The sequence below is a fragment of the Streptomyces sp. P9(2023) genome, from assembly GCF_032436795.1.
GTDB lineage: Bacteria > Actinomycetota > Actinomycetes > Streptomycetales > Streptomycetaceae > Streptomyces.
Genome location: NZ_JAUPWM010000005.1, coordinates 269,569 through 283,353 on the forward strand (window position 1 = coordinate 269,569; position 13,785 = coordinate 283,353).

Consider the following 13,785-nt stretch of genomic DNA (forward strand, 5'->3'; position numbering starts at 1 on the left):
CCGGGGCTACGCCTCCAGCCGCTCCGGGAGGTCGAAGAGCGGGAACCACCGCTTGGTGTCCAGGAAGAAGTCCATCCCGCCGACCTTGCCGTCCCGCAGCTCCAGGACGATCAGGGCCCACGGGCTGTAACCGCCCTCCGCGTCCGGGTGGTAGTGCGCGAACGCCGGCGAGCCGTTCGCCACGGTCGGTACCAGCTTCGAGCCCCGGCAGACGTCGCCGACGCCGAGCATCCAGCCCACGATGTCGTCGTGGCCGCGCAGCCACAGGTCGTACGGCGGCATGGACATCGTCGCGTCCTCGTGCAGGAGCGCGGTCAGGGCCTTCATGTCGTACCCCTCGAACGCCGCGACATAGCGCTCCAGGAGCTCCTTCTGCTCCTCGTCCAGCGGGTCCGCCGCGTCCGAGACCGCCGGTTCGTTCTCCGCGATCGTCGCGCGCGCCCGCTGGAGCGCGCTGTTGACGGAGGCGACCGAGGTGTCCAGCAGCTCGGCGACCTCGCTCGCCTTCCAGGCCAGCACCTCGCGCAGGATCAGCACCGCGCGCTGCTTCGGCGGCAGGTGCTGAAGGGCCGCGACGAAGGCGAGCCGCACGGTCTCCCGGGACACCGCCGTCTCCGCCGGGTCGGCCACCGACGGCAGCACCCGCCCGTCCGGGACCGGCTCCAGCCAGGTGATCTCCGGCCGGGCGTTCAGCTGCGCCTGGGCGACCGGCGTCGCGGCCGTCAGGTCCATCGGCCGGGCCCGCTTGTTCCCCGCGTTGAGCGAGTCCAGGCACACGTTCGTCGCGATGCGGTACAGCCAGGAGCGGAGCGAGGAGCGCCCCTCGAAGGAGTCGATGGACCGCCAGGCACGGACCATCGTGTCCTGCACGGCGTCCTCCGCCTCGAAGGACGAGCCGAGCATCCGGTAGCAGTAACCCGTCAGCTCCGTGCGGTACTTCTCCAGCTCGGAGTTCCGGTCCTCGGTCGCGGTAGCAAGATCACTCATGCAGGTCCACCCCACTCGCCCCTCACCGGCACCGGTGCTGTGCCGATGAGGGGAAGCTACCGCAGCCCACTGACAGCCGGGGTCAGGTTCCCGGCTTCCGGCCGTAGACGTGGACGTCGTCGCCGTTCTTCAGCAGGTTCCAGTAGGCCTTGGCGTCGGCCGTGCGCATGTTGACGCAGCCGCCCGAGCCCGGCGGGTTCCACATGGACTTCGTCGTGGAGTGGAAGGCGATTCCGCCGTCGAAGAACTGCGCGTACGGCATCGACACGTTGTAGATCGTCGACCAGTGGTTCTTGCTGCGCCAGTAGATCTTCTTGGCACCCGTACGGGTCTCGGTGCCGTCCTTGCCCGTACGGACCGGCACCGGGCCGTACTTCAGCTTCCTGCCGTCCTGGATCCAGGTCAGCTGCCGCGTCAGGTCGACGCAGGCGATCCGGCCCTTGTTGGTCGGGCACTTGCCAGCCTTGTTGGGGTTCTTGCCGGCCGCCTTCTGCTGGATCATCGTGTTCATCGTCCGCCAGGTCAGCGGACCGGCGTACCCCATGGTCGGGGTGATGCCGTGCGTGCGCTGGAAGGACTGGATGGCCTTGCAGTCGGCGAGCGACTGCTTCCCGTCCGCCTTCCGGCCCAGGAACTTCTCCACCTGCTTCTGGTACGGCCCGGTCGTCACGTTGCACGACGCGGCCTGCGCCGTCCCCGAACCGAGGGCGACCGTCAACGGCACCACCATCGAGGTGATGCCGAGGACGATTCCCGCCCGCTTCCGTATCCCGTTCATGATCACCAACTCCCCCTAGGGTCCTATGACTTAGGACGAGCGGAAGAGCGGTCCGGTTGTACGGATCCGGGACGGATTCAGTGCGCCGTACGGAGCGGGAGGCGGCGCGCCTCGACCCGGGCGCTGTGGCTGCCGTAGAGCGTGATCGACACGACGCCGAGCACCGCGACCAGGCCCAGCAGGACCGTACCCGCCCAGCCGCCCGAGTGGAACGCGATCGCGCCGAGCGTCCCGCCCACGCTGCTGCCGATGTAGTACGCCGACTGGTACAGCGCCGAGGCCTGCGCCCGGCCCGTCTTCGCGGTCCGGCTCACCGATGAGGAGGCGACGGCGTGCCCGGCGAAGAAGCCGGCCGTGATCAGGACCAGGCCGAGCAGGACGGCCGCGAGGTCGTCGGCGAGCGAGAGCAGCAGCCCGGCGGCGGTCGTGCCGACGGCCAGGTAGAGCGCCCCGCGCCGGCCGAGCCGGCCGACCAGCTTCCCGGCCGCGGCCGAGGAGACCGTACCGACGAGGTAGACCAGGAAGATCGAGCCGATCACGCCCTGGGGGAGCGAGAACGGGGCCTCGACCAGGCGGTAGCCGATCACCGTGTACACGGCGCCGAACACCGTCATGAACAGCGCGCCGATCGCGTACAGCCGCACCAGCAGCGGGTCCGCGAGGTGGGTGCGGACCGTCGCCGCGAGGGCCTTCGGGTTGAGCGAACCGGGCGTGAAGTGGCGGGCCTTGGGGAGCAGGATCCGGAAGGCGACCGCGCAGACCGCCGCCATCAGGCCGACCGCGAGGAGCCCGGCGCGCCAGCCCCACACCTGGGACACCCAGCCGGTGACGATGCGGCCGCTCATCCCGCCGATCGAGTTGCCCGCGACGAACAGCCCGATCGCGGCGATCAGCGCCTTGGGCCGTACCTCCTCGGCCAGGAACGCCATCGCGGAGGCCGGCAGGCCCGCGAGCGCCGCGCCCTGGACGGCGCGCAGGGCGACCAGCCACTCCAGGCTCGGGGCGAAGGGGACGAGCAGTCCGACGGCGACCGCGACCGCGAGCGAGACGGTCATCAGCCGGCGGCGGCCGAAGCGCTCGGACAGGGCGCTCATGGGGAGGACGAGGAGGGCGAGGGCGCCGGTCGCGGCGGAGACCGTCCAGGAGGCGGCGGAGGCGGTGGCGCCGAACTCCGCGGAGATCGCGGGGAGGAGGGCCTGGGTGGAGTAGAGGAGCGCGAAGGCGGCGAGACCGGCGGCGAAGAGCGCGAAGCTCATCCGGCGGTAGCCGGGGGCTCCGGGGGTCAGACGGGTGTCGACGGCGGCCGTGCGGGTGGCGGCCGCCTTGGTACTGGCGGAAGGCATGTATCGAACGTAGGACGATCCGTTTCATGCGTCCAATGCATGGAACTGCTGTAATCGTTCCCATGGTGCATGAGTACAGGTCACAGGGTCGGCTGTCACCGAGTAGTTACGAAGAAGACATGGGGCTGCTGCTCGCGCCTCGGCTCGCGTACTTCGCGGCGGTGGCCCGGCACGAGCACGTGACACGGGCGGCGGCGGAGATCGGCGTCCCCCAGTCCACGCTCTCCCGGGCGATGGTGAGACTCGAACAGGACCTGGGGGTGGCTCTGTTCGCCCGTAGGGGCCGGACGGTCTCGCTGACCCCCGCGGGCCGCACGTTCCTCGCCTCGGCCGAGCGGGCGCTCGCGGAGGTGGAGCGGGCGGCGGACTCGGTACGGGCGGACGCGGACCCGACGGCGGGGCGGGTCGCGTTCGGCTTCCTGCACACGATGGGCTCGGAGACAGTCCCCGCCCTGATCCGCGCCTTCCGTGTCGACCATCCCCGGGTCCGCTTCACCCTGGTCCAGAACTACGGCGAGGCGATGATCGAGCGGCTACGGGCCGGGGACCTGGACCTGTGCCTGACGTCGCCGGTCCCGGACGCCCCGGACCTGGTCTCCCGCCGCCTCGACGAGCAGCGCCTGCGCCTGGTGGTCCCGGACGACCACCGGCTGGCCACCCGCAAGCGGGTGCGCCTCGCGGAGGCGGCCGACGAGACCTTCGTGACCCTGGAGCCCGGCTACGGGCTGCGGCGCATCACGGACGACCTGTGCGCCGAGGCGGGCTTCAAGCCGCGCGTCGCCTTCGAGGGCGAGGAGGCGGAGACCCTTAGGGGCCTCGTCGCGGCGGGCCTCGGCGTAGCCCTCCTCCCGCCCCCGGCGGTCCCCCGCCCCGGCGTCGTAGAACTCACGGTGACGGCCCCCCGGGCGGTCCGCGAGATCGGCGTAGCCTGGCTCGACGGCCACCCGGACACGGCCCCGGTAACGGCCTTCAAGAAGTTCCTCCTGAGCAGACGGGGCCACCTCCTCCCGGAGTAGCCCCCGGCGGCTACCGCCGCAGCGCCCGCCCGAAACCCGCCGCCAGCGGCATCCGCAGGCCCAGTGGCGGCGGAGCCGCCAGCGCGTCGGCGACCGGGCGGGCGTACGGGCGCGCGAAGAGGGAGCCGAGGACGAAGTCGGCGGCCAGGGCGCGGATCTCCGCGTCGTACTGGCGCAGCGCGTGCCCGTCCGAGTGCACCTCGAACCGGCACGTGTCCCGGTTCGCCTTCTTGGCCCGCTCCGCCAGCCGGTACGACAGCTCCGGATCCGTCCGCGCGTCGTTCGTGCCGTGCACGATCAGGATCCGCCGCCCCACCAACTGCCGTACGGGCTCCGGCTCCGCCGCCACGTCGTCCTCCGGCAGCCACGGCGCGAGCGCGAGGACCGCGTCGACCGCCGGGTGCCCCGCCGCCCGCAACGCCGCCCGGCCGCCCATCCCGTGGCCGGCCAGACAGACCGGGACGTCGCCGTACCGGCGTACCGCCTCCGCCACCGCCCACGCCGCGTCCGAGGCCAACTGGGCGTCCGTACCGTTCCAGCCGCGCCCCCGGTACCGCACCACGTGCGCCACCAGGCCCTCCCCGCGCCCCGCCCTGACCAGATGCCGGCCCAGCGGCAGCAGCGCCGCGTGTGCCCTGAGCGAGGCGGACCGCGCGGACGCGACCTCGCCGTCCGGAAGGAGCAGGACCACACCGCCCACCGCCGTACCGGGGTGCGATGCGCCGACGGGCCGTCCGAGCCGGGGTGTCCGGCCGCCTGCGGTCCCTACGAGTGCGGAGTGCGCCATGGCAGAACAGTCTCAGAAGCCGAGGTGTACGCCATCCGTACGCGCGGTCACTGTTACGTATCGACAAGCGAGTTGAGGAGGGGCGCTCTACGCGCGTAGGGGCTAGAGTGCGGCAATGACGAGCCAGACCCACAGCGTCCCCACCGCGGACCAGATCCGCCGCGCCCCGAAGGTCCTCCTCCACGACCATCTCGACGGCGGGCTGCGCCCCGGCACGATCATCGAACTCGCCCTCGCGCAGGGCTACGAGAACCTCCCCGAGACGGAGCCCGACAAGCTCGGCATCTGGTTCCGCGAAGCCGCCGACTCCGGCTCCCTGGAGCGGTATCTGGAGACCTTCGCGCACACCTGTGCCGTCATGCAGACCCGCGAGGCCCTCTTCCGGGTCGCCGCCGAGTGCGCGGTCGACCTCGCCGAGGACGGTGTCGTCTACGCCGAGGTGCGGTACGCCCCCGAGCAGCATCTGGAGGCCGGGCTCACCCTGGAGGAGGTCGTCGAGGCCGTCAACGAGGGCTTCCGCGAGGGCGAGCGGCTGGCCAGGGCGAGCGGCCACCGCATCCGCGTCGGCGCCCTGCTGACCGCCATGCGGCACGCCGCCCGCGCCCTGGAGATCGCCGAACTGGCCAACCGCTACCGCGATTCCGGCGTCGTCGGCTTCGACATCGCGGGCGCCGAGGCCGGTTACCCGCCCACCCGCCACCTCGACGCCTTCGAGTACCTCAAGCGGGAGAACAACCACTTCACCATCCACGCCGGCGAGGCCTTCGGGCTGCCGTCGATCTGGCAGGCCCTCCAGTGGTGCGGCGCCGACCGGCTCGGCCACGGCGTCCGCATCATCGACGACATCGAGGTCGCCGAGGACGGCTCGGTGAAGCTCGGCCGGCTCGCCGCGTACGTACGGGACAAGCGCATCCCGCTGGAGATGTGCCCGACGTCCAACCTTCAGACCGGCGCGGCGGAATCCATCGCCGAGCACCCGATCGGCCTGCTGCGCCGGTTGCATTTCCGTACCACCGTCAATACCGACAATCGGCTGATGAGCGGTACGAGCATGAGCCGGGAATTCGAGCTGTTGATCGAGGCATTCGACTACACGCTCGACGACATGGCGTGGTTCACAGTCAATGCGATGAAATCAGCGTTCATTCCTTTCGATGAACGTCTCGCCATGATCAACGATGTCATCAAGCCCGGATATGCCGAGCTGAAGTCCGAATGGCTGTTCCAGCAGACCTCCACGACCAGCGAGTCTTCGGGCAAGACGGGCTGAGGGAGGGCTTCGGGGAAGCTGTGTGGCGGCCAGGGAACACATGCCCGGCCGCCTTTCGGTGTTTGCGGGAGCGTCATCCGGTGGCTAAGTTGCAAAGCCGCTCCGCATTCCCCGAATCACCTGCATTCCCGCTTTCCCCGAAGCTCCAAGATCCCCGAAATCCTCAAGGATGATTCTCTGATGAAGCAGTCTGCCGCCAAGACGCTCGGTGTCGCCGCTCTCGGTGCCGCTTTCGCCGCCGCCGCCGCGGGCACGGCCACCGCCGCCCCGGCGCTGCCCTCCGCCGACGGCGCGCTCGGCATGGTCACCTCGGTCGCGCCCCTGGGCGACGGCCTCACCCAGCTCCCTGACGGCGCCGCCGAGTCCCTCCTCTCCGGCGAGGCGTCTGTCGACCAGGGCGTCAAGACCCTCCCGGCCGCGGCCGGTACGGCGCTGGAGCAGGCCCCGCTCGACAGCGCAACCGGCGCGCTCGGCAACACCCCGGTCGGCGGCCTCCTCGGCGGCCTGCCGGTCGGCGGGCTGGCCGGCGGCCTGCCGCTCGGCTGATCACGCCGTACGTACGCCGATGGGGCGCTCACCCGGATCCGGGTGAGCGCCCCATCGGCGTACAGACGGCCTGCCCTACCAGGCGGTGCTCGCCGACTTCTCCGACGGCAGCAGCAGCCACAGCGCCAGGTACAGCAGGAACTGCGGGCCGGGCAGCAGGCAGGAGACGAGGAATATGACCCGCATGGTGGTGGCAGAGGTGCCGAAGCGCCGTGCCAGCGCTGCGCACACTCCGCCGATCATGCGTCCGTCACGGGGGCGGGCAAGTGCGGCCATGGTGGGCTCCTTCGGAGTGGTCTTCCGGAAGCCGCTCCGTCGGGCTTCCGATGACTCCATACTCGCTCCGGAGAGGGGGACAAAGCGTCGGTCTACGGGGCGATCCCGACCCTGGGAATCGTCGGGGTAGGCCCCTGAGAACCCTCGTCCCGCAGCAGGGTCGAACCCCGACCCGGCCTGGTACGCGAGGAGGACCGGCTCCTCCTCCGGTCCCGCCTGCGGCGGAGCCGCGCCCGCCCGGCGGGGACGACCAGCAGATGCGCGAGCGCCACCCCGGCGGTGTTCAGGAGCAGCGAGTCGATGTCCACGACCTGCCCGGGTACGGCGGTCTGCAGCAGCTCCACGGCGAGCGACACCAGCGCGCCGGCCGCGACCGTACGGGCCAGGGAGGCCCACGGCGCCACATGGAGCCGGCCGTCGGCCATCGGGAGCAGAACCCCGAGCGGAGCCAGGAGCAGCAGACCCTCGCCGATCCGCCGGGCCGCCTCGGCCGGGCCGAGCGCGAGATCCGCCTGGATCCCGGCGAGTGGGGTCAGGTTCGGCGCGGTCACCCAGGCCACGTCGCGTGGTCGGAGCGTCACCCAGGCGACGAGCAGCAGATGCGCGAGGAGGAGGGTGAACCCCACCACGCGTACGACCACGGCGGCACTGCCGCCCGAACCTTGACGCTGCACGCCCCCCAAGACGCCGACCGCCCAGGAATCGGTTCCGCCGCAGAGCGGAACGAATGATTCAGCCCCGCGCGGCCCGTTCTCCGACGGCCGCCGGCCCGCGCGGCCCGTCTCGGACGGCCACCGGGTCCAGGCGCTGCCGGGGACGGCGGGCGAGGCGGCCGGCTTCGGTGGCGTCCACGGCTTCCGCTCCCTGGAGGGCACTTACCGGCCCGCCTCGGACGGCCGCCGGTTCAGGCGCCGCCGGCCCGCGAGATCCCCGTCCGGCGGCCGGCGCGGCGCGCGAGACGGCCGGCTTCGGAGACGCCCAGGGTTACCACTCCAGGAAGGGCACCCGCCGGCCCGCGCGGCCCGTCTCGGACGGCCGCCCGCCTCGGGTCGCCAGCCCTCAGCCCCCGCCTGCCCGCCTCAGTCTCTGCCCTCAGGACACCGACGGGCTCGGTAGCCCCAGTGTCGGGGCTGCCGATTCCGGGCGTTCGCGGAGTTCGGACGTGCAGGTGTAGCGGCGTGGGGGGTAGCGGCCCGGGCCGCCCAGGACGACGCTCTCCTCGCCCGCGCCCGCCGAGCTGCGCGCGAGGGTGCAGACGATCTGCGACAGCGCGGTCGGCGTCAGGTCCTCCGGCTGCCGGCTCAGCCGCAGCGTCTCCGCCGGATCGCCCGGCTGCCCGCCCGAGACGACCAGCGGACCCTTCACGGCCGTCGAGAAGCCGGCCTGCCGCTCGCTCTCCGAGGGTTCGCTCAGCAGCTGCGCGAGCAGCGCCGACGCGGTGGCCACCGGGTTGCCGCTCACCTTCTCCTCGGGCAGCGGCGACCGCCGGTCCACCGCCTCCAGCTGCGACCCGCACAGCAGGTAGACCTGGACCGGGACGCCCGTCGACCGTGCGGCGACCTCGTCGCCGGTGACGCTGCACGGCACCCGCGAGGGCCCCGGACCGGCGTCCACGGGCACCGACGTCGTCCTGATCCCGCATCCGGAGGCGAGCGCGGCCACGACCACGGCCGCCGCCACCATTCCCGTACGGACTGCTCCGCGGCGGCTCAACGCTCCTCCACCTCCTCGACCTCGTCCACGTCGTCCACGCCGTCCACCTCGTCCTGCTCGCTGTCCTGCGGCAGCCGCAGCACGAACACCGCGCCGTCGCCGTCCGGCGAGTTCGCGGCGGTGATCGAACCGCCGTGGATCAGCGCGTTCTCCATGGCGATCGACAGACCCAGCCCACTGCCCTCCGACCGGGGCCGGGACGCGCTCGCCTTGTAGAAGCGGTCGAAGACGTGCGGCAGGACCTCCTCCGGGATGCCCGGCCCGTGGTCCCGTACGGCGATGACCAGCTCGCCGTCCTCCGTACGCACCGACACCCGCACCGGCGAACCGCCGTGCTTGAGCGCGTTGCCGATGAGGTTCGCCAGGATCACGTCGAGCCGGCGCGGGTCGAGCCGCGCCATGGTCCCCCGCTCGGCGTCCAGGTCCACGGCGTCCAGCCAGGCCCGGGCGTCGATGCACGCGGTGACCTGGTCGGCGACGTCGACGTGGTCGAGGACGAGCCGGGCGGTGCCCGCGTCGAAGCGGGTCACCTCCATCAGGTTCTCCACCAGGTCGTTCAGCCGCCGCGTCTCGCTCACCACGAGTGCCACGGCCGGCGCGATCATCGGGTCGAGGCTGTCCTGCTCGTCCTCCAGGACCTCGGTGACGGCCGTCAGCGCCGTCAGCGGCGTCCGCAGCTCGTGGGACATGTCCGCGACGAACCGCCGGCTGGACTCCTCCCGCGCGCTCATGTCGTCGACCTTCTTCTGCAAGGACTCGGCCGCGCTGTTGAACGTCCGTGAAAGATCGGCCAGTTCGTCCGTACCGGAGACCCGCAGCCGGGTGTCGAGCTTGCCCTCGCCCAGCCGCCGGGCCGCCTCGCCGAGGCGGTGCACCGGCCGCAGTACGGTCGTCGCCGCCGCCTGCGCGAGCAGCGCGGAGCCGACGAGCGCGAGCGCCGTCGCGATCCCCAACGACCAGGCGAGCGAGTTGAGATCGGCCCGCTCGGCGTCCAGCGACTTGAACATGTAGCCGGTCGGCCCGCCGCCGGTGATCCGCGTCCCGCCGACCAGGTACGGCGTCTTCCCGCGCTGCGTCCGCTGCCAGAACAGGTGGTACGGGCTGGACTCGCCGTCCGTCGCGGGCCGCGCGGTGTCCACCGCGACCCGCAGCGACTCCGGTACGTCGGCCAGCGTGAAGGTGTCCGGGTCCGAGGCCCCGATGATCGGCTTGCCCGCGTCCCGCTCCCCGAGCAGCAGCACGCTGTATCCGGCGCTGCCGCTCGCCATCTGCTCGGCGGTGCGCCGCAGATCGTCCTCGGTGGGCCGCAGCGGCAGCGTCGCCGCCCGGTTCTGCATCTCCTGCCGGAAGTCGTTCAGCGCGCCGTCCTGCGTCCGGGTCAGCACCGCCTCACGGTTCAGCCAGTACGCGATACCGGACGCGGACACCGCGGCCGTCAGCGCGACGAGCGCGAAGACGACGACCAGCCGCAACCGGAGGCTGGTGAACCGCAGCCCGGCGAATATCGCTCTTCTCACGCAGGGACGTCCAGCCGGTAGCCCACACCACGGACGGTACGGATCAGGGTCGGCGAGGACGGCACGTCCTCCACCTTGGCGCGCAGCCGCTGCACACAGGCGTCCACGAGCCGCGAGTCGCCCAGGTAGTCGTGCTCCCACACCAGGCGCAGCAACTGCTGCCGCGACAGGGCCTGTCCGGGCCGCCGGCTCAGCTCCAGGAGCAGCCGCAGCTCGGTCGGCGTGAGCTGCAGGTCCTCCCCGTTCTTCGTCACCGTCATCGCCGAACGGTCGATGACCAGCGAGCCGAAGGCCGCGGAGTCGGTCGACTCCCGCTCGCCGCGCCGCAGTACGGCCCGGATACGGGCGTCGAGCACCCGCCCCTGGACCGGCTTGACGACATAGTCGTCGGCGCCGGACTCAAGTCCGACGACCACGTCGATGTCGTCACTGCGCGCGGTGAGCAGGATGATCGGCAGCTGGTCGGTGCGCCGGATGCGCCGGCACACCTCGAAGCCGTCGATGCCGGGCAGCATGACGTCCAGTACGACCAGGTCCGGACGCCGCTCCTTGAGCAGTGTCAGGCCGTCCTCGCCCGTCGCCGCGGTGGCCACTCGGTGGCCCTGGCGTGTCAGGGAGAGTTCGAGGGCCGTGCGGATGGCGTCGTCGTCCTCGATCAGCAACAGGAAAGGCACGGACGTCATTCTGTCCCATGCGGCCACCGAGTTCGACTGTGTGGCGGGACCCGCCCTTACGGCCGCCCCTGTGACACGGCTGTGACAGTCGGCGGACACCCCGATGAAAGTGCCCGGGCAAGCTTCTTGGCACACGGACCGAACAGACTCCAACCGACGGGGGGCGTGAGATGAACGCACTGCACAGCACCACCTCAAACGCAGTTGTCACGCGCCTCCACGATGTCGTCGTGCGGAGCCCGGAGAAGTCCGGCGCGATGAACGGACGGGGGTGCGTTCGTAGCGCCGGGCGTCAGCACAAGGCGCCGTACATGGTCGCCGTGGCTGACGGGGGAGCGGCGTACGGGGAGGTCACGGGGGAGCGGCAGTCGGCTTCGGAGGCGGAGTTCACCGCCTACGTCGCCGAGCGTCGCGCCTCCCTGTACGCCACCGCCTACCACCTGACCGGTGACCGGTTCGAGGCCGAGGACCTGCTGCAGAGCGCGCTGTTCTCGACGTACCGGGCATGGGACCGGATCAGCGACAAGGCGGCGGTGGGCGGCTATCTGCGCCGCACCATGACGAACCTGCACATCAGCGCGTGGCGCCGGCGGAAGCTCAACGAGTACCCGACGGAGGAGCTGCCGGAGACGGCGGGCGACACGGACGCGATGCGCGGCACGGAGCTGCGCGCGGTCCTGTGGCAGGCCCTGGCCCGGCTGCCCGAGCTCCAGCGCACGATGCTGGTGCTGCGCTACTACGAGGGCCGTACGGATCCGGAGATCGCGGAGATCCTGGACATCAGTGTCGGCACGGTGAAGTCGAGCATCTGGCGCTCGCTACGGCGACTGCGCGAGGACGAGGTGCTGAGCTTCGGCCGTGACGAGGAGGAGTCCTTCGGCGAGCTGGTGGCCTGAAGGTACGGGGGGAAACACGGGGGAACGTACGGGGGTACGGGGGAAATAGGCGCGGGCGGTACAAGCCGGGGGAGCTTGTACCGCCCGCGCTGTTGTGTGTCTCGTTCAGCTCAGCGCCTCGACGACGCGGCTGCGCAGCGTGTCGTTCTCGATCATGTCGGCGGAGTGCCAGATCGCGGCGGTGACCTCTTCGGTCTGCAGCTCGACCACATCGGCCGAGGTACGGAAGAGGAACCGGAAGTCGAAGTGGCGGTGGGCCGGCTCGCCCTTGGCGGGGTTGGTGGGGATGAGGTGCGCGTCGATGTGCACGGGGCGGTGTCCGGCCGGAACGACGTCCGAGGGTGCGATGCCGGTCTCCTCGGTCAGCTCGCGCTGCGCTGCGGCGAGAAGGCTCGTGTCCTGGGCCTCCAGGTGTCCGCCGGGCAGAAGCCAGCGATTCAGGGCTCGGTGCTTGATGTGGAGCACTCGGCCGGAGGGGTCGGCGAGGATCACCCCAGCCGTGACGTGGCCGCGGAACTCCTTGCGGCTGGCAAGATCGGCGGAGCCGTCGAGGAGCTCGGAGAGGGAGGCGAGACGCCCTTCCTCGTCCGGGTGGGCGTCGAGGTATTCCTCGAGGGTCTTGCGGATGTGGGCGGCGGTGACGGGCACGGGTGTCTCCTCAACGGTTGAAGTAGTCGAGCCAGAGGGCGGCGATGGTGGCGCGGTCGCCCGGGCTGATCTCGTGCATCCCCGGGTCCAGCTCGCCGCGTGCCAGCGCGGCGGAGGCGGCGAGTATCTCCGCCTGTACGAGGAAGATGAACGGCCCCACGCTGGCACCGTGCAGGAAGTTGACGGCGTTGCCTCCGTTGAGGAGGTAGAAGTAGTGGCCCGTCGTCACGTAGCGGGTGACGTGCTCGCCGACCGTGGCGCGCTCGTACACGTGCGGCAGGCCGGCGAGTTCGAGCTCGTCCTCGCTGCTGGTCACGGTGGCCACGTAGGCACCGTTTCGTAACCTGGTGAAGTCCTCGCCGCGCAGAGAGAGCGCCCCCGTCGCGCAGAGCACGAGTCCTGCCTCGCCGAGCCCGCCCTCGCGATCGCGGGCCACGGTGAAGCCCTGTGAGAGCGCCTGTGTGCGGCGTACGGGGTCGATGTCGTACACCGTGACCCTGACACCCTTGGCGTGCAGCAGGCGAGCGATGCTCGACCCGAGCTTGCCGAAGCCGATCACGAGCCGGTCGCACAGTGTCTCGATCGACGGAGCGAAGTACCCGCCCACGTCGAGCAGGACGACCGAGCGCCCGGCGGCGCGGGTGTCGAGGTACCGCACAGCGCGGTCAGGGTCGGCGAACAGCTCGCGCGAGAGCCGGTCGCACGGGTGGCCCTCGCTCTCGATCTGGCGCAGCGCCTCGTCGTGCACGGACTTCGGCTTGGGCAGTACCGCGCGCAGATCCGTCACGCCCGCGATTCCCCGCACGAACGCCGGGCGCTCGGGTAGCAGGTGCGTGATCAGGAAGGCGGCAGGGCGCTCGGCGGGCGCGAAGCGTGAGGTGATGCGGCCGAAGTAGGCGTCGAGGCGGGCTCGCTCGAAAGTTTCCATTCAACGGGCTCCTTCGGAGACGGACGCGGTCTTGATCGCGAGCCATACGGTCTTTCCGACCACGTGCTCCACAACTCCGCAGTCATCGGCCAGCTCTCTGACGATGTGCAGTCCGCGCCCTGTGATCTGGTCGGCACACGGAGCCTGCGCGGAGGGGCGCCCGTCCCCGCTGTCCCGTACTTCGATCCGGAGTACCTCGCCGTCCGTGGTGAGCCTCACGCAGAACTCCCGGCCCGGCGGCACGCCATGCAGCAGTGCGTTCGTGGCGAGTTCTGAGACGCACAGCCGTACGTCGTCCAGTCGGTCAGTGGCACCCCACTCCGTGGCGGTGTTCACCGCGAAAGTCCGCGCGGCGGGGACGGAGAAGCGGGATCTGGGAAATCGCTGTTGCCGTGACAGGAGCACG

The 13,785-nt window shown here is 71.2% G+C and carries 16 protein-coding genes; 4 read left to right on the top strand and 12 right to left on the bottom strand.

The window, feature by feature from the left end; translation table 11 throughout:
- Positions 1-6: 6 nt before the first annotated feature.
- The 3 genes from Q5762_RS10595 to Q5762_RS10605 form a co-directional block, all read right to left on the bottom strand.
- Entirely contained in the window at positions 7-987 is a 981-nt protein-coding gene (locus Q5762_RS10595; RefSeq protein ID WP_315891750.1) for a sigma-70 family RNA polymerase sigma factor, read from the bottom strand.
- Positions 988-1,069: 82 nt separating this feature from the next.
- The gene (locus Q5762_RS10600) at positions 1,070-1,717 is read right to left on the bottom strand and encodes a L,D-transpeptidase (protein WP_315891809.1); all 648 of its coding nucleotides are present in this window, start codon (positions 1,715-1,717) and stop codon (positions 1,070-1,072) included.
- Positions 1,718-1,842: 125 nt separating this feature from the next.
- A complete protein-coding gene (locus Q5762_RS10605) occupies positions 1,843-3,108 on the bottom strand; it encodes an MFS transporter (RefSeq protein ID WP_315891751.1) in 1,266 nt (421 codons plus the stop codon).
- Positions 3,109-3,170: 62 nt separating this feature from the next.
- On the opposite strand from Q5762_RS10605, the gene Q5762_RS10610 reads away from it, so the two are divergent.
- Positions 3,171-4,124 (top strand): LysR family transcriptional regulator, encoded by a 954-nt coding sequence (locus Q5762_RS10610; RefSeq protein WP_315891752.1) that lies wholly within the window; start codon positions 3,171-3,173, stop codon positions 4,122-4,124.
- A 10-nt stretch (positions 4,125-4,134) separates the two neighbouring features.
- Here the strand turns inward: Q5762_RS10610 and Q5762_RS10615 are convergent, their stop codons facing one another.
- Positions 4,135-4,911 carry a dienelactone hydrolase family protein gene (locus Q5762_RS10615; protein ID WP_315891753.1) on the bottom strand — a complete coding sequence of 259 codons (777 nt, stop codon included), beginning with the start codon at positions 4,909-4,911 and terminating at the stop codon, positions 4,135-4,137.
- A 115-nt stretch (positions 4,912-5,026) separates the two neighbouring features.
- Between Q5762_RS10615 and Q5762_RS10620 the strand changes: the two genes are divergently transcribed.
- Together Q5762_RS10620 and Q5762_RS10625 are read left to right on the top strand one after the other, a co-directional pair.
- A complete protein-coding gene (locus Q5762_RS10620) occupies positions 5,027-6,181 on the top strand; it encodes an adenosine deaminase (RefSeq protein WP_315891754.1) in 1,155 nt (384 codons plus the stop codon).
- 180 nt (positions 6,182-6,361) lie between these two features.
- The gene (locus Q5762_RS10625) at positions 6,362-6,727 is read left to right on the top strand and encodes a hypothetical protein (protein ID WP_315891755.1); all 366 of its coding nucleotides are present in this window, start codon (positions 6,362-6,364) and stop codon (positions 6,725-6,727) included.
- Between the two features lie 75 nt (positions 6,728-6,802).
- On the opposite strand, the gene Q5762_RS10630 is transcribed toward Q5762_RS10625, so the two are convergent.
- The 5 genes from Q5762_RS10630 to afsQ1 form a co-directional block, all read right to left on the bottom strand.
- Positions 6,803-7,003: a PspC domain-containing protein gene (locus Q5762_RS10630; RefSeq protein WP_315891756.1), complete on the bottom strand. Its 201-nt coding sequence runs from the start codon at positions 7,001-7,003 to the stop codon at positions 6,803-6,805.
- 92 nt (positions 7,004-7,095) lie between these two features.
- Positions 7,096-7,677 (bottom strand): VanZ family protein, encoded by a 582-nt coding sequence (locus Q5762_RS10635; protein WP_315891757.1) that lies wholly within the window; start codon positions 7,675-7,677, stop codon positions 7,096-7,098.
- A gap of 418 nt (positions 7,678-8,095) precedes the next feature.
- Positions 8,096-8,716, bottom strand: coding sequence for a hypothetical protein (locus Q5762_RS10640; RefSeq protein WP_315891758.1), 621 nt, complete (start codon positions 8,714-8,716; stop codon positions 8,096-8,098).
- Entirely contained in the window at positions 8,713-10,233 is a 1,521-nt protein-coding gene (locus Q5762_RS10645) for a HAMP domain-containing sensor histidine kinase (RefSeq protein WP_315891759.1), read from the bottom strand. Before Q5762_RS10645 ends, Q5762_RS10640 begins: the two co-directional genes overlap by 4 nt.
- Positions 10,230-10,907 carry a two-component system response regulator AfsQ1 gene (afsQ1, locus tag Q5762_RS10650; protein ID WP_315891760.1) on the bottom strand — a complete coding sequence of 226 codons (678 nt, stop codon included), beginning with the start codon at positions 10,905-10,907 and terminating at the stop codon, positions 10,230-10,232. Before afsQ1 ends, Q5762_RS10645 begins: the two co-directional genes overlap by 4 nt.
- Before the next feature lie 170 nt (positions 10,908-11,077).
- Here afsQ1 and Q5762_RS10655 point away from each other — a divergent pair, with 170 nt between their 5' ends.
- A complete protein-coding gene (locus Q5762_RS10655; RefSeq protein ID WP_315891761.1) occupies positions 11,078-11,803 on the top strand; it encodes a SigE family RNA polymerase sigma factor in 726 nt (241 codons plus the stop codon).
- Positions 11,804-11,908: 105 nt separating this feature from the next.
- Here the strand turns inward: Q5762_RS10655 and Q5762_RS10660 are convergent, their stop codons facing one another.
- The 3 genes from Q5762_RS10660 to Q5762_RS10670 are packed head-to-tail and all read right to left on the bottom strand — an operon-like array spanning position 11,909 to position 13,784.
- Positions 11,909-12,451, bottom strand: a complete 543-nt coding sequence (locus tag Q5762_RS10660; RefSeq protein ID WP_315891762.1) for an NUDIX domain-containing protein — start codon at positions 12,449-12,451, stop codon at positions 11,909-11,911.
- Between the two features lie 10 nt (positions 12,452-12,461).
- Positions 12,462-13,379, bottom strand: a complete 918-nt coding sequence (locus tag Q5762_RS10665; protein ID WP_315891763.1) for an adenosylhomocysteinase — start codon at positions 13,377-13,379, stop codon at positions 12,462-12,464.
- On the bottom strand, positions 13,380-13,784 hold the full coding sequence (locus tag Q5762_RS10670; RefSeq protein WP_315891764.1) for an ATP-binding protein: 405 nt from the start codon (positions 13,782-13,784) through the stop codon (positions 13,380-13,382).
- Between the last annotated feature and the right edge of the window lies 1 nt (position 13,785).

Coding starts and splice junctions, on each gene's coding strand:
- Q5762_RS10630 (WP_315891756.1), bottom strand. CDS start 7,003: ATGGCCGCACTTGCCCGCCCCCGTGACGGACGCATGATCGGCGGAGTG.
- Q5762_RS10595 (WP_315891750.1), bottom strand. CDS start 987: ATGAGTGATCTTGCTACCGCGACCGAGGACCGGAACTCCGAGCTGGAG.
- Q5762_RS10655 (WP_315891761.1), top strand. CDS start 11,078: ATGAACGCACTGCACAGCACCACCTCAAACGCAGTTGTCACGCGCCTC.
- Q5762_RS10600 (WP_315891809.1), bottom strand. CDS start 1,717: ATGGTGGTGCCGTTGACGGTCGCCCTCGGTTCGGGGACGGCGCAGGCC.
- Q5762_RS10605 (WP_315891751.1), bottom strand. CDS start 3,108: ATGCCTTCCGCCAGTACCAAGGCGGCCGCCACCCGCACGGCCGCCGTC.
- Q5762_RS10625 (WP_315891755.1), top strand. CDS start 6,362: ATGAAGCAGTCTGCCGCCAAGACGCTCGGTGTCGCCGCTCTCGGTGCC.
- Q5762_RS10615 (WP_315891753.1), bottom strand. CDS start 4,911: ATGGCGCACTCCGCACTCGTAGGGACCGCAGGCGGCCGGACACCCCGG.
- Q5762_RS10620 (WP_315891754.1), top strand. CDS start 5,027: ATGACGAGCCAGACCCACAGCGTCCCCACCGCGGACCAGATCCGCCGC.
- Q5762_RS10610 (WP_315891752.1), top strand. CDS start 3,171: ATGGTGCATGAGTACAGGTCACAGGGTCGGCTGTCACCGAGTAGTTAC.
- Q5762_RS10665 (WP_315891763.1), bottom strand. CDS start 13,379: ATGGAAACTTTCGAGCGAGCCCGCCTCGACGCCTACTTCGGCCGCATC.